This window comes from Stenotrophomonas sp. YJH_SMC_29, assembly GCF_059371235.1.
This window is the reverse complement of record NZ_JCAFUK010000008.1, coordinates 102,612-115,922: the sequence shown is the minus strand read 5'-3', so window position 1 is coordinate 115,922 and position 13,311 is coordinate 102,612. Positions and strand designations below refer to the sequence as shown.

Sequence of the window (13,311 nt, the reverse complement as noted above, 5' to 3'; positions counted from 1 at the left end):
CGAACCCACGCTCGGCGCTACCTTGCACCGGCCGGTGCTATCGGTGCGCAGATCCGGGGTCACCGGGCCCCTGCCGGATCGGCGCCCACCCTGTGAAACCCTTGTCGGAACGTGATCCAGGACACCTCTGTCATGCGCGTAATACGGCTGTAACAAAAACATCATTTCATAGCCGCATCCGCCGACGCCGTCGGCTCTACCCGCTATGGAGTGACCATGAAACTGCACTCGGCCGGCCTTGCCGCCCTTTCCCTGGCCATCGCCCTGGGCCTGTCGGCCTGCGGTGGCGACAAGCAGGCCGCGCAGCAGCCGGCGGCCGACGGTGCCGCTGCCCCGGCCGCCGCCGGTGCCAAGGTGACCGCCGAAGTGTCCGGTGCGGGCGCCTCCTTCATCTTCCCGCTGGTCTCCAAGTGGTCGGCCGACTACAACGCCAGCACCGGCGCCAGGATCAACTACCAGTCGATCGGCTCCGGCGGCGGCATCGCCCAGATCAAGGCCGGCACCGTCGACTTCGGTTCCTCCGACAAGCCGCTGAGCAGCGAAGAGCTGGCCCAGGCCGGCCTGGCGCAGTTCCCGTCGGCCATCGGCGGCGTGGTGCCGGTGGTCAACATCGACGGCCTGGAAGGCGGCAAGCTGCGCCTGAGCGGCGCCCTGCTGGCCGACATCTTCCTGGGCAAGGTCAAGACCTGGAACGACCCGGCCATCGTCGCTGCCAACCCGGGCGTGAAGCTGCCGGACGGCAAGATCACCCTGGTCCACCGTTCGGACGGTTCGGGCACCACCTTCAACTTCTCCAACTACCTGTCCAAGGTCAGCCCGGAGTGGAAGAACAAGGTCGGCGAAGGCACCTCGGTGCAGTGGCCGGACGGCGTCGGTGGCAAGGGCAATGAAGGCGTCGCGTCCTACGTGAAGCAGATCAAGGGCTCGATCGGCTATGTCGAGCTGGCCTACGCGCTGCAGAACGGCATGCCGTACACCGCCATGCAGAACGCCGCCGGCAACTGGGTCGAGCCGAGCGCGGAAACCTTTGCCGCAGCGGCCGCCAGCGCCGACTGGGCCAGCGCCAAGGACTTCAACCTGGTCATCACCAACGCACCGGGCGAGCAGGCGTGGCCGATCACCGCCACCAACTTCATGCTGATGCAGAAGAAGCCGAAGGACGCCAAGCGCAACCAGGACACCCTGGCCTTCTTCAAGTGGGCCTTCGAGAACGGCCAGGCCCAGGCCAACGAGCTGCACTACGTGCCGCTGCCGGCCGAACTGGTCAAGCAGATCGAGGCCTACTGGGCGACCGACCTGAAGTGATGGACCCGACGGTGCCCGCCCCGCGCGGGCACCGCTTCTTCCACGCCATACCGCCCCGCCCCTTCCTGGCCCTGCCGTCCCCATGAATGCCATCGCCCAGCCTGTAGCCGCCCCGTCCACGCGCGATGCGCGTGATGCCCGCAACGACAAACTGTTCCGATGGGTGCTGGTCGGCACCGTCATCTTCGTCCTGATCGCCCTGGCCTGCGCCGCGCTGTCGATGCTGTGGGGCGGCCGCCATGCCCTGCAGATGCAGGGCCTGAGCTTCTTCTTCTCGGCCGACTGGAACCCGGTCGAAAACAAGTTCGGCGCGCTCGCGCCGATCTACGGCACCCTGGTCACCGCCGTCATCGCGATGGTCATTGCCGTGCCGGTCAGCTTCGGCATCGCGTTCTTCCTCACCGAAGTCGCGCCGCGCTGGCTGCGTGGCCCGGTCGGTACCGCCATCGAGCTGCTGGCGGGCATTCCCTCCATCATCTACGGCATGTGGGGCCTGTTCGTGCTGGTGCCGGTGATGACCGAGTACGTCACCCCGTTCCTCAACGAAACCCTGGGCGAATGGCCGGTCATCGGTCCGCTGTTCCAGGGCCCGCCGCTGGGCATCGGCATGCTCACCGCCGGTTTCGTGCTGGCCATCATGGTCATTCCGTTCATTTCCTCGGTGATGCGCGAAGTGTTCCTGACCGTGCCGACCCGCCTGAAGGAATCGGCCTATGCGCTGGGTTCCACCAAGTGGGAAGTGAGCTGGGACATCGTGCTGCCCTACACCCGCTCGGCGGTGATCGGCGGCATCTTCCTCGGCCTCGGCCGTGCCCTGGGCGAGACGATGGCGGTGGCCTTCGTGATCGGCAACAGCGTGCGCCTGTCGCCGTCGCTGCTGGAACCGGGCACCACCATCGCCGCGCTGATCGCCAACGATTTCGGCGAAGCCACTGAAACCTACCGCTCGGCCCTGCTGCTGCTCGGCTTCGTCCTCTTCATCGTCACCTTCGTGGTGCTGGCCATCGCCCGCCTGATGCTGATGCGCCTGTCCCGCAAGGAGGGCAACTGATGTCCACCACCGCTGATTCGCTGTACCTGCGCCGCCGCATCGGCAATGTCATCGCCATCACCGCGTCCTGCGCCACCGCCCTGTTCGGCCTGTTCTTCCTGGGCTGGATCCTGTTCACCCTGGCCTCCAAGGGCCTGGCCGGCATCAACCTGGATCTGTTCACCAAGATGACGCCGCCGCCGATGCAGGAAGGCGGCCTCGCCAACGCCTTCTTCGGCAGCGCGGTGATGTGCGCGCTGGCGATCGGCATCGGTACCCCGCTGGGCGTGCTGGCCGGCACCTGGCTGGCCGAGTACGGCAACGCCCGCAAGGCCGGCACCGTGGTCCGCTTCGTCAACGACATCCTATTGTCGGCCCCATCGATCGTGCTCGGCCTGTTCGTCTACACCCTGTACGTGATGCAGACCGGTGGCAACTTCTCGGCGTTCGCCGGTGCCCTGTCGCTGGCCTTCATCGTGCTGCCGGTGGTGGTGCGCACCACCGACGAGATGCTGCGGCTGGTGCCCTCGCAGATGCGCGAAGCGGCCCTGTCGCTGGGCATCCCGCAGTGGAAGGTGATCGTGCAGGTGCTGTACCGCAGTGCCTCGGCCGGCATCATCACCGGCATCCTGCTGGCGCTGGCCCGCATCTCTGGCGAAACCGCACCGCTGCTGTTCACCGCCTTCGGCAACCAGTACTGGAACAACAACATCTTCCAGCCGATGGCCTCGGTGCCGGTGGTGATGAACCAGTTCGCCGGCAGCCCGTATGAATCCTGGCAGGTGCTGGCCTGGGCCGGTGCCCTGGTGCTGACTGTCTTCGTGTTGCTGGTCAGCCTTGCCGCCCGCGGCATCCTGCTGCGCAACCGTATCTCCCATGACTGACCTTTCCGTGGATAACGCCATGAACGACCTTTCCAACGCCGTGCCGATGCAGCGCATCGCCGTGCCGTCCTCGCACGAGAGCCTGCACACGCCGTCGCCGGTGAAGCTGGCTGCGCGTGGACTGGACTTCTACTACGACAAGTTCCACGCCCTGAAGGGCATCAACCTGGAGATCCCGGAAAAGCGCGTCACCGCGCTGATCGGTCCCTCCGGTTGCGGCAAGTCGACCCTGCTGCGCATCTTCAACCGCATCTACGCGCTGTACCCGAAGCTGGAGGCGCGCGGCGAAGTGCTGCTGGACGGCGAGAACATCCTGTCGCCGAAGTACCCGATGAACCGCCTGCGCAGCAAGGTCGGCATGGTGTTCCAGAAGCCGGTGCCGTTCCCGATGACCATCTTCGAGAACGTGGCCTACGGCATCCGCCACCACGAGAAGCTGAGCAAGGCCGACATGGCCGACCGCGTCGAGCAGGCGCTGCGCCAGGGCGCGCTGTGGGACGAGGTGAAGGACAAGCTGGGGCAGAGCGCACTGGGCCTGTCCGGCGGCCAGCAGCAGCGCCTGTGCATCGCCCGTGCCGTGGCGCTGCGCCCGTCGGTGCTGCTGCTGGACGAGCCGACCTCGGCGCTGGACCCGATCTCGACCAGCCGCATCGAGCAGCTGGTGGAAGAGCTCAAGCACGAGTACACGATCGTGATCGTCACCCACAACATGCAGCAGGCCGCGCGCGTGTCCGACTACACCGCCTTCATGTACCTGGGCGACCTGATCGAGCACGACCGCACCGAAGTGATCTTCTCGCAGCCGTCGCAGCGGCAGACCGAGGACTACATCACCGGTCGCTTCGGCTGATCGACGCTGATCCTTCGCCACATGTCCCAGCCAGGCACGGCCTGGCTCTACCCGGATTGCAGACCATGAACCTTCCCAACGACCACATCGTCAAGAGCTACGACGAAGAGCAGCAGCGGCTGGTGGCCGAAATCGTGCGCATGGGCGAGATGGCGGTCGCCCAGCTCGAAGCGTCGATGGACGTGATCGAGAAGCGCGACGAGAACGCCGCCCATCGCATCATCGCCAACGACGAAGCCATCGATGCGCTGGAGCAGCAGATCAGCCATGACGTGATGCGCCTGGCCCTGCGCGGCCCGATGGCGCGCGACCTGCGCGAGATCCTTGCCGGCCTGCGCATTCCGGCCGACATCGAGCGCATCGGCGACTACGCGGCCAATGTTGCCAAGCGTTCGATCGCGCTGGGCAAGGTACCGCCGCTGCCGCAGATCCAGGGCCTGCGTGCGCTGGGCCGCCTGGCCGCGCAGCAGGTGCGCCGCGCCATTGCGGCGTACCGCGACAACGACGCCGACGCCGCGCTGGAACTGCGCGAGGACGACGCCCGCCTGGACGCGCAGTACACCGCGCTGTTCCGCGAGCTGCTGACCTACATGATGGAAGACCCGCGCAACATCACCCCGTGCACGCACCTGTTGTTCATGGCCAAGAACCTGGAGCGCGTGGGCGACCACGCCACCAACATCGCCGAGAACGTGTGGTTCCTGGTGCACGGTGAGCAGCCGCTGCCGCCGCGCGAGAAGCGCGACGAGACCTCCAGCACCGGCCAGCCCTGACGCTGCACTGCAACACCGGAGTCGACTCCAAGGTGGCCGCTGTCCTGGTGACAGCGGCCTTTTTCTTTGCGGTGTTCCCCAGGATTGTGGGCGCCGGGCTTGCCCGGTGCGGACCTGCCGGAGGCTTCTGTAACAGATCTCACGAAAATTTGAGGTCTCGGCGAGGATTCGTTGAGTAGGATCGCTGCAGCATCGAATCACCCCGGGCAACCGCCCACCACCCAGGAGTAATACCGATGAGCAGTTCGAACAAGACCCTGTCCCTGCTGACCGCGACCGCCCTGGCCGCCGGCCTGGGCATGACCGCCAGTGCCTCGGCCCTGAGCATGAGCGACCTCGCCCAGGGTTACCTGGTGGCCGGCCAGGCAGCCAAGGCCAGCACCGACGCCAAGGCCGCCGATACCAAGATGGCCGCCGACGCAACCAAGCATGCCGAAGGCAAGTGTGGCGCCGACGGCAAGAGCGGCGAAGGCAAGTGTGGTGCCGACAAGGGCAAGGCCGCAGGTGCAGCCGGTGCCAAGGCCAAGACCGGCGACACGAAGTCGGCCGAAGGCAAGTGTGGCGAAGGCAAGTGCGGTGGCAAGCACTGACGTCGGCGCCCGCCTCGTCCACCCGCAGTCGCCGCTTCGTGCGGCGGCTGCAGGGCTGGGCCTGCGCCGGGCGCTGCTGCAGGATCTGCGTGATGCCCCGGCAGGCGACTTCGACTTCCTCGAATGCGCGCCGGAGAACTGGATCCGTGTCGGCGGACCTGCCGGTGATGCGCTGGCCGAACTGGCGCAGCGCCATCCACTGAGCTGCCACGGCCTGTCGCTGTCGCTGGGCGGCAGTGCCCCGCTGGACACCCAGCTGCTGGAACAGGTCAGGCAGTTCCTGGAAACACACCGGGTACCGCTGTACAGCGAGCACCTGAGCTACTGCAGCGACGACGGCCACCTGTACGACCTGCTGCCGATTCCGTTCACCGATGAAGCCGTACGCCACACCGCCGCGCGCATCCGCAGGGTGCAGGAGCTGCTCGGCCGCCGTATCGCGGTGGAGAACGTGTCCTACTACCTGGCGCCGGAACCGGCGATGGACGAACTGGCGTTCACCAATGCGGTGCTCGCCGAAGCCGACTGCGACCTGCTGCTGGACGTCAACAATGTCTACGTCAACGCCTGCAACCACGGCTACGATGCCGATGCCTTCATCGCCGGCCTGCCCGCGCAGCGCATCGTCTGCCTGCACGTGGCCGGGCACCTGGACGAGGCACCGGACCTGAAGATCGACACCCATGGCAGCGCGGTGATCGATCCGGTCTGGGAGCTGCTGGCGCGTACCTATGCACGCATCGGCCCGCGCCCCACCCTGCTCGAACGCGATTTCAATTTCCCGCCCTATGCGGAACTGCGGGGCGAACTGCAGACCATCCGGCGCCTGCAGGCCGCCCACGCCGGGGCTGCATATGGCTGACGCCACCGACACCCTGCGCGCGCAGCAGCACGCGTTCACCGCGCACCTGCGCGACCCCCAGGCAGTCCCCGCGCCGGCCGGACTGGATCCCCGCCGCGTGGCGGTCTACCAGCACCTGCTGTTCAACAACCTGCTGGGCCTGCTGAGCAATGGCTTCCCGGTCTGCGTGCGCCTGCTCGGCGAACCGGCCTGGAGCGCACTGGTGCGCCACTACTTCGCCAACCATCGCTGCCAGACGCCGCTGTTCACCGAACTGGCCGCCGAATTCGTGCAGTGGCTGCAGGTGCAGCCGCAGCTGCCGCACCCGGCGCTGGCCGAACTGGCCCATTACGAGTGGGTGGAAACCGCGCTGTACCAGCTGCAGGCCGATCCCCTTCCCGCACCCGGCGCTGCCGATCCGCTGCACGTGCCGCTGCAGCGCTCGCCGCTGGCCTGGCCGCTGCTGTACCAGTGGCCGGTGCACCGCCTGGGTGCCGACGATGCACCGACCCGGCCTCCAACCGAACCGACCGGCCTGCTGGTCCGCCGCGACGCCGGCGGCGAAGTGCGATTCGCCGAACTCAGCCCGTTGGCGGTGTACCTGCTGTCCAGCATTGGCGAACAGCCCGGGCTGGAAGGCCAGGCCTACCTGCGGCAGCTGGCCCGCGCGCACGGGCTGGCCGAGGACGCCCTGGCCGAACCGGGTGCTGCGCTGCTGCAGCAGTTCGTGCAGGCCGGCGTGATCGGTCCGCTCGCCTCCCCACCCTGACACCCCCTCCCCGGAGATCCACCGATGAAGCTACCGCTCCTGGCCGCCGCACGCGGCCAGCTGGACCGTCTCGCCCCCTGGTTGGCCCCGCTCGGCCTGCGCCTGCTGCTGGGCTGGGAATACTTCGAATCCGGCCGCGAGAAACTGCATGGGCAGAACTGGTTTGCCGATCTGCAGGACGCCTTCCCGTTCCCGTTCAACCAGCTGCCCGCCGCGCTGAACTGGCAGCTTGCCACGTGGTTCGAACTGATCGGTGCGGCCTGCCTGCTGATGGGCTTCGGCACCCGCTTTGCCGCCGCCAGCCTGCTGGTGCTGACCATCGTGGCCACCTACGCAGTGCATTGGCCGATGGACTGGCAGTCACTGGGCGACCTCGCCATGGGCTATGTGATCAGTGACCAGGGCTTTGGCAACTACAAGCTGCCGGTGCTGTTCATGGCCATGCTGCTGCCGCTGGTCTTCACCGGCGCCGGCAGGCTGAGCGTGGATGCATGGTTGGCTCGGTGGCAGCCATCAGGTACCACGGCACGGCCTGCGGTCCGGTAAATGCCAACCCAGGTTGGCACCTCCCGGGATCCTGGGCGTGCGCTGCACCGGCAGCTGTCGACCTTGGTCAAAACTCGCCCACGCAGGAAACCCGGGCCCCACAGGCCAGCCGGGCGCTCAGGGGCGCTCTGCTAGAATTCACGCATGACTGACCCCACCCCCGCACCTGCCGCCGCTCCCGATTCCGCAGTACCCCAGGCGCAGCGCGCGATGTCCCAACGCTTCCGCGGCTTCCTGCCGGTGGTCGTGGATGTGGAAACCGGCGGCTTCGACAGCCAGCGCAATGCGCTGCTGGAAATCGCAGCCGTGCCGATCGAGATGGACGAGAACGGCCTGCTGTACCCCGGCCAGACTGCCAGCGCCCATGTGGTACCGGCCGAAGGCCTGGAAATCGACCCCAAGTCGCTGGAAGTGACCGGCATCATCCTTGACCACCCGTTCCGGCTGGCCAAGGAAGAAAAGGCGGCGCTGGACCACATCTTCACTCCGGTGCGCGCGGCGATGAAGAAGTACGGTTGCCAGCGCGCGATCCTGGTCGGCCACAACGCGCATTTCGACCTTGGCTTCGTCAATGCGGCCGTGGCGCGGACCGGCCACAAGCGCAATCCGTTCCATCCGTTCAGCGTCTTCGACACGGTGACCCTGGCCGGGATCGCCTACGGGCAGACGGTGCTGGCACGCGCGGCCACCGCGGCCGGGCTGGGCTGGGATGCCAACGAGGCCCACAGCGCGGTGTATGACACCGAACAGACCGCGCGGCTGTTCTGCACCATCGCCAACGCCTGGCCGCGGTGAAGCGGCCAGCGGCGGAGCCCCTCGTGGCGTGAAGCGAATCATCGGTTGGGCCGAGCAAGGTGGGTTCGCGCGGGACGCCGTCAACCCGTCCCTGCGGGCTTAGCCGCGCCATCCATGGCGCGGATACCCCCGCGCGCCCCCCTGCCCGGCCTTCGAAAGGTTGCTGGCCGCCACGGAAAGATCAGAAAAAGCGGGAGCAGCAGCGTGTCGCGGCGCTCGTCGGGGGCTGACGATCACTGCTGTGGTGGGTCACGTCTCTGGTGGATGCCGACCGTTGGTACGGCAACACCCGTAGCGCCACGCCATGCGTGGATGAACTCAACCAATGCTCGTCCGATCCCGGCCGTCACTCTTGGCGCGGTACAGCGCGCGGTCGGCGCGCTGGTACAGCAGCGCCGGGGTGCGGTCGTCGGCGTCCAGCTCCACCAGGCCGGCGCTGAAGGTCACGCGCAGTCCTGCCACCCCGGCCCAGTCCGGGTGGTCATGGAACAGGCCGCGCAGCCGTGCACACAGCTGTGCGGCCTCTTCCAGGCGGGTGTCGTTGAGCAGCAGCGCGAACTCTTCGCCGCCGGTGCGCGCCGGCAGGTCGGAGTCGCGGCAGGCCGCAGCGATCAACGTGGCCACCTGCACCAGCACGGCATCGCCGATGCTGTGGCTGTGGCGATCGTTGACGGCCTTGAAGTGGTCGATGTCCAGCACCACCAGGCACAGTGGATGGCCACTGCGCTGCGAGCGGGCGAAATCACGCGCCAGCGTCTCGTCGAAGCCACGGCGGTTGGCCAGGCCGGTCAGGGCGTCTTCGCGGGCCTGCCGCTCGAACGCCTCGGCCTGCCGCGCCAGGCGCTCGGCCAGTTCGGTCTTTTCCTGGTTCAGCGCCTGCAGGTGCACGGTCTTGGCCTGCAGGTCGAAGGTCGCTTCGTCCACTCGCCGCGCCAGGCGCAGGTTGCTGGCCTGCAGCTGCTGCAGCAGCAGCCGGTACAGCGCCACCAGGCCGCCCAGCAGCAACAGGCCCGCCAGTACCTGCACGCTGCGGCGCTGCCACCAGAACGGCTCGACACTGAAGCTCCACACTGCCTCCTGCTGGCCCCAGGTGCCTCCCGGGTGCGCCGCCGCCACGTGCAGGGTGTAGTCGCCCGGCGGCAGGCCGACGAACTCGACGCTGCGCTGCGGGCCGCGCTCGACCCAGCCGGCATCGAGCCCGTCCAGCCGCGTGCGGTAGCGGATCCGGTCGGACATCAGGTAGCTCAGGCCGACGTAGCTCACCGCCAGCCGGCGACCGCCGGGAATGGCGTTGCGCTCCGGTCCTTCCCAATGCACCGGCGCGCCGTCCACCTGCACGCTTTCGATCGCCGCAGGCGGTGACGGGCGCTCGCGGAAGCGCTGCAGGCGCTGCGGGTCGACCGTGCTCAGGCCGCCGGCGGTGACCACCCAGAACGTGCCATCCTGGCGCAGGATCGCCGATGGACCGGAACTGCCGTTGGCCTGTGCATTGGCCATGCCGTCGATCTCGTTGTAGCGCTCCACCACCACCCGCGGCGTACGGCCGTCGGCGACCGCGTTGAGGGTAGCCATGTCGGTGCGCAGCACACCGCGATTGCTGCTGATCCACACATTACCAAGGCGATCGGGCACCAGCTGGAACACCGCATCCACCGGCATGCCCTGCTCCAGCCCGTGCCAGCCTGCCATTGCGCCAGCGGTACAGGCCGCGATCACTGCTGATCCACATCGCGTCGCCCAACTGGTGGAAGCCGAACACGCTGCGGCCGCCGCCCAGCGGCGCCAGGTCGATCGACTGCACGTGGTCGCCGCGCAGCACGCGGATGCCTTCGATGGTGCCGATCCACAGGTTGCCCTGGTGGTCATGCTCGAGCGCGGTGATCAGGCCGCCGGGCATGCCGGGCACGTCCGAGACCTGCACGCGGTCGCCGTCGATGCGCACCACGCCCTTCTGCGTGCCGGCCCAGACCACGCCCTGCGGATCAACGCTGATCGCACGGATGTTGCCGCCCGGCATGCCATCGGCGGCCGCGTAGTTGTGGCGCAGCTGGCCGTCGCGGCCGAGCCGGTAGACACCATCGCCGAATGTTCCCACCCACAGGTCACCATCGGGCCCCTGCGCCAGGCTCAGCACCGACGGTGCCTTGCCGCCGCGGTTGTGCAGCGGCATCGCCCGGAAACGGCCATCGGCGGTCTGCAGGTCAAGCCCGCTGGCGCTGCCGACCCACAGCTGGCGGTCGCGGTCCTCCAACACCGTGCGCACGTAGTCGCCACTGAGCCCGTCGCGCTCGGTGTAGCTGCTGAACAGTGTCTCGCGCAGGCGGTACAGGCCGCCATTGGCGCCCACCCAGATGCTGCCTTCGGCATCCTCGCGCAGGCTGACCACGCGTCCACCCGGCAGGTTCAGGCCGGCCGGCAGCCGCTCCAGGCCGTGCCCGGAGATGCGCAGCAGCCCCTGGTTCTCGGTGCCCAGCCACAGGTCGCCGTGCCGGTCCTGCAGCATCGAGGTCATGTGCAGCTGGCCGGGCAGGCGGTGCACCAGCACCAGCCGATCGTCCTCCACCCGGTACAGGCGCTCGCCGGCGACGATCCACAACGCGCCGTCCGGCGCGCGGTACGGCCACGACAGGCCAGTGCCGGCGCCCAGCCCCCACGCCGCAGGCGCCCGCTTGAGTACGCCGTCGTTGTCGCGCAGCACCAGCCCGTCGAGCGTGCCGACCCAGACCCGGTCCTGCGCATCAACCACCAGCCTGGTGAAGCTCATCGCCATCGGCAGGTCGGCCGCCGGCGCCCGGTAGACGATGCCCGAGTCCGGCGTCAGATAGCCGATGCCCTTGCCTTCGTACAACAGCCACAGCCGGCCCTGGCTGTCCATCTGCATGGACTGGATCAGCACCTGCGGCGTATCCGCCTGGTGCTCCCAGACCCGCCACTGGCCATCACTGCCGCGGTGGCTGACATTGCCGCGCGAGTCGCTGATCCACAGCCCGCCCTGGCGGTCGACGAACAGCGCGCCGATGCCGTTGTCGCGCAGGCCCGGGCGCGTGCTGCGGTCGAACACGGTGAAATCCAGCCCGTTGTAGCGCACCAGCCCTTCCCAGGTGGCGAACCACAGATGGCCCTCCGGCGTCTGTGCGATGTCGCGCAGCGAGTTGTGCGGCAGGCCATTGCGCGAGGTCCATACGTCGATGGCGTAGTCGCGCAGCGGCGGTGCGCCCTCCTGCGCAGCCAGTGGCAGCGCCAGGGCCAGCAGCAGCCATAGCAGGCCCTGTCGCAGTGCCCGCTGGATGGCTGATGCGCGGCGCTCCACCCAGCGCCCCTGATCCCCCTGCCCGCCCATCAGCGCGGCGGCGGCGGCCAGGTGCGGCTGCAGGACGCGGCAGCGTGCAGGAACAACCGGGCAGCGCGCGCTGGCATGCCGGCAGGAACGGGCTGGCTCATCGGGGAGAGGCTGGGGAGATGCGCAGATGATAGGCCAAACCCCGGCCCGGGCGTCACCGCGTGCGGCGCCCCGGCTCAGCCGGCGCGGCCGGGCGCCACCACCTGGGCACTGGCCGGCCACTGCACCACCGCCTCCAGGCCCCCTTCGGCCCGGTTGCGCAGCCACAGCCGGGCCCCGTCCTTTTCGGCCAGGGCGCGGGCAATGGTCAGGCCCAGGCCGGCACCGCCGGTCTCGCGCGAACGCGAGGTTTCCACCCGCACGAACGGATCGAACACCGCCTCCAGCTGCTCCTCGGCCAGGCCGGGGCCATCGTCGGCCACCACCACGGTGATCGCACCGCCGCTGCGCTCGACCCGCACCCGTGCCCGCTGCGCATACATCACCGCGTTGTCCACCAGGTTGGAGAACAGGCGATGCATGGCCAGCGGCCGCAGCATCAGCACCGCACCGCTGCCGCCTTCGAAGACCACATCGGCGCCGCCTTCGGCGGTGTCCTCGACAATGCTCTCCAGCAGCGAATCCAGGTCCAGTGCGGCGCGCTGCTCGGCACTCTCGGCACTGCGGGCCAGTTCCAGGCCCTCGCGCACCAGCGCCTGCATCGCGGCCAGGTCACCGATCAGGCGCTCGCGCAGGGTCTCGTCGCTGACGTTCTCCAGGCGCAGGCGCAGCCGCGTCAACGGCGTCTGCAGGTCATGGGTGATCGCCGCCAGCATCTGCGTGCGTTCGGCCAGGTGCCGCTGCAGGCGGTGCTGCATGGCGTTGAAGGCTTCGGCGGCGCGCTGCACTTCGCGCGGCCCGCGCAGGGGCAACGGGTCGCGCTGCAGGTCATCGCCGAGGTCTTCGGCGGCGGCGGCCAGTTCCTGCAGTGGCGCGCTGGCCATGCGCGCAACGATGTAGGCCAGCACCGCGATCGCCAGCACCAGCAGGGTCAGGAACCACGGGTCCACGGCCAGGATGCCGTTGTGCGCCACCGCCGGCGAGTCCAGCGCCAGCTTCAGCAGCGTGCCGTCGTTGAGGGTCACGTCCACCGCGCGGCACTTGGGCGGGATGAAGGCCGGGTCGCGTTCGCGCGGTGGCCGCCGATGGCCCGGCGGCGGTGGCGGCAGCAGGTCCTGCAGCTTGGGAATGCAGGACCGGAATGAAGTGAAGTGCACATGTGCGCGCGACACCGGCCCCGGCCGGTCTTCCAGCACTTCCATCAGCGCCGTGTCGGCGCGTCCCAGCCGGGCGCCCGGCTGCAGCGCGCGCACGCTTGGCCCGCCGATCGCCAGCAGGCGCTCACGCAGCTCCGGATTGCCGTCCAGCAGGTTGACGTAGCCCTGCAGGCGGTCGGCGATCCGGTTCAGGTTCTGCCGCTCGAATTCCTGCTGGCGCTTTGACGTGGCCAGCATGGTCGCGCCGATCGCCGCCACCGCCATGCCCAGCAGCAGGATCACGAACAACCGCCCGACCATCGAGGACAGGAAATGGCGCAGGCGTTTCATCG

11 protein-coding genes and 1 pseudogene are annotated in these 13,311 nt (G+C 68.5%); 10 read left to right on the top strand and 2 right to left on the bottom strand.

Translation table 11 applies throughout. The features are described 5' to 3' along the window. Nucleotides 1–216: 216 nt before the first annotated feature. The 10 genes from pstS (at nucleotide 217) to rnt (ending at nucleotide 8,383) form a co-directional block, all read left to right on the top strand. Entirely contained in the window at nucleotides 217–1,305 is a 1,089-nt protein-coding gene (gene pstS, locus AC5P9I_RS10810) for a phosphate ABC transporter substrate-binding protein PstS (RefSeq protein WP_049466989.1), read from the top strand. A gap of 82 nt (nucleotides 1,306–1,387) precedes the next feature. Next, on the top strand, nucleotides 1,388–2,356 hold the full coding sequence (gene pstC / locus AC5P9I_RS10805) for a phosphate ABC transporter permease subunit PstC (RefSeq protein ID WP_049466991.1): 969 nt from the start codon (nucleotides 1,388–1,390) through the stop codon (nucleotides 2,354–2,356). After that, the gene (gene pstA / locus AC5P9I_RS10800) at nucleotides 2,356–3,219 is read left to right on the top strand and encodes a phosphate ABC transporter permease PstA (protein WP_049466993.1); all 864 of its coding nucleotides are present in this window, start codon (nucleotides 2,356–2,358) and stop codon (nucleotides 3,217–3,219) included. Before pstC ends, pstA begins: the two co-directional genes overlap by 1 nt. Before the next feature lie 19 nt (nucleotides 3,220–3,238). Then, complete coding sequence (gene pstB / locus AC5P9I_RS10795) at nucleotides 3,239–4,069, top strand: phosphate ABC transporter ATP-binding protein PstB (RefSeq protein WP_005408788.1); 831 nt, start codon at nucleotides 3,239–3,241, stop codon at nucleotides 4,067–4,069. Between the two features lie 65 nt (nucleotides 4,070–4,134). Next, nucleotides 4,135–4,842 (top strand): phosphate signaling complex protein PhoU, encoded by a 708-nt coding sequence (gene phoU, locus AC5P9I_RS10790; protein ID WP_005408787.1) that lies wholly within the window; start codon nucleotides 4,135–4,137, stop codon nucleotides 4,840–4,842. A 236-nt stretch (nucleotides 4,843–5,078) separates the two neighbouring features. Continuing rightward, nucleotides 5,079–5,432 (top strand): HvfA family oxazolone/thioamide-modified RiPP metallophore, encoded by a 354-nt coding sequence (locus AC5P9I_RS10785; RefSeq protein ID WP_049466995.1) that lies wholly within the window; start codon nucleotides 5,079–5,081, stop codon nucleotides 5,430–5,432. Further along, nucleotides 5,419–6,294, top strand: coding sequence for an HvfB family MNIO-type RiPP peptide maturase (locus AC5P9I_RS10780; RefSeq protein WP_049466996.1), 876 nt, complete (start codon nucleotides 5,419–5,421; stop codon nucleotides 6,292–6,294). The genes AC5P9I_RS10785 and AC5P9I_RS10780 overlap by 14 nt, the downstream gene beginning before the upstream one ends. Beyond that, nucleotides 6,287–7,042, top strand: a complete 756-nt coding sequence (locus AC5P9I_RS10775) for an HvfC family RiPP maturation protein (RefSeq protein WP_049466999.1) — start codon at nucleotides 6,287–6,289, stop codon at nucleotides 7,040–7,042. Before AC5P9I_RS10780 ends, AC5P9I_RS10775 begins: the two co-directional genes overlap by 8 nt. A 24-nt stretch (nucleotides 7,043–7,066) precedes the next feature. Further along, complete coding sequence (locus AC5P9I_RS10770; RefSeq protein ID WP_049467001.1) at nucleotides 7,067–7,588, top strand: HvfX family Cu-binding RiPP maturation protein; 522 nt, start codon at nucleotides 7,067–7,069, stop codon at nucleotides 7,586–7,588. 144 nt (nucleotides 7,589–7,732) lie between these two features. Then, nucleotides 7,733–8,383: a ribonuclease T gene (gene rnt / locus AC5P9I_RS10765; protein ID WP_014036542.1), complete on the top strand. Its 651-nt coding sequence runs from the start codon at nucleotides 7,733–7,735 to the stop codon at nucleotides 8,381–8,383. 318 nt (nucleotides 8,384–8,701) lie between these two features. On the opposite strand, the pseudogene AC5P9I_RS10760 reads toward rnt, so the two are convergent. Together AC5P9I_RS10760 and AC5P9I_RS10755 are read right to left on the bottom strand one after the other, a co-directional pair. Then, a pseudogene (locus tag AC5P9I_RS10760) lies at nucleotides 8,702–11,723 on the bottom strand (two-component regulator propeller domain-containing protein). Nucleotides 11,724–11,899: 176 nt separating this feature from the next. Next, complete coding sequence (locus AC5P9I_RS10755; RefSeq protein WP_049467003.1) at nucleotides 11,900–13,309, bottom strand: ATP-binding protein; 1,410 nt, start codon at nucleotides 13,307–13,309, stop codon at nucleotides 11,900–11,902. Nucleotides 13,310–13,311 lie beyond the last annotated feature (2 nt).

Excerpts from the sequence above, each read along its gene's own strand:
- AC5P9I_RS10755 (WP_049467003.1), bottom strand. The coding sequence starts at position 13,309 with ATGAAACGCCTGCGCCATTTCCTGTCCTCGATGGTCGGGCGGTTGTTC.
- AC5P9I_RS10775 (WP_049466999.1), top strand. The coding sequence starts at position 6,287 with ATGGCTGACGCCACCGACACCCTGCGCGCGCAGCAGCACGCGTTCACC.
- rnt (WP_014036542.1), top strand. The coding sequence starts at position 7,733 with ATGACTGACCCCACCCCCGCACCTGCCGCCGCTCCCGATTCCGCAGTA.
- AC5P9I_RS10770 (WP_049467001.1), top strand. The coding sequence starts at position 7,067 with ATGAAGCTACCGCTCCTGGCCGCCGCACGCGGCCAGCTGGACCGTCTC.
- AC5P9I_RS10785 (WP_049466995.1), top strand. The coding sequence starts at position 5,079 with ATGAGCAGTTCGAACAAGACCCTGTCCCTGCTGACCGCGACCGCCCTG.
- pstC (WP_049466991.1), top strand. The coding sequence starts at position 1,388 with ATGAATGCCATCGCCCAGCCTGTAGCCGCCCCGTCCACGCGCGATGCG.
- pstB (WP_005408788.1), top strand. The coding sequence starts at position 3,239 with ATGAACGACCTTTCCAACGCCGTGCCGATGCAGCGCATCGCCGTGCCG.
- pstA (WP_049466993.1), top strand. The coding sequence starts at position 2,356 with ATGTCCACCACCGCTGATTCGCTGTACCTGCGCCGCCGCATCGGCAAT.
- phoU (WP_005408787.1), top strand. The coding sequence starts at position 4,135 with ATGAACCTTCCCAACGACCACATCGTCAAGAGCTACGACGAAGAGCAG.
- pstS (WP_049466989.1), top strand. The coding sequence starts at position 217 with ATGAAACTGCACTCGGCCGGCCTTGCCGCCCTTTCCCTGGCCATCGCC.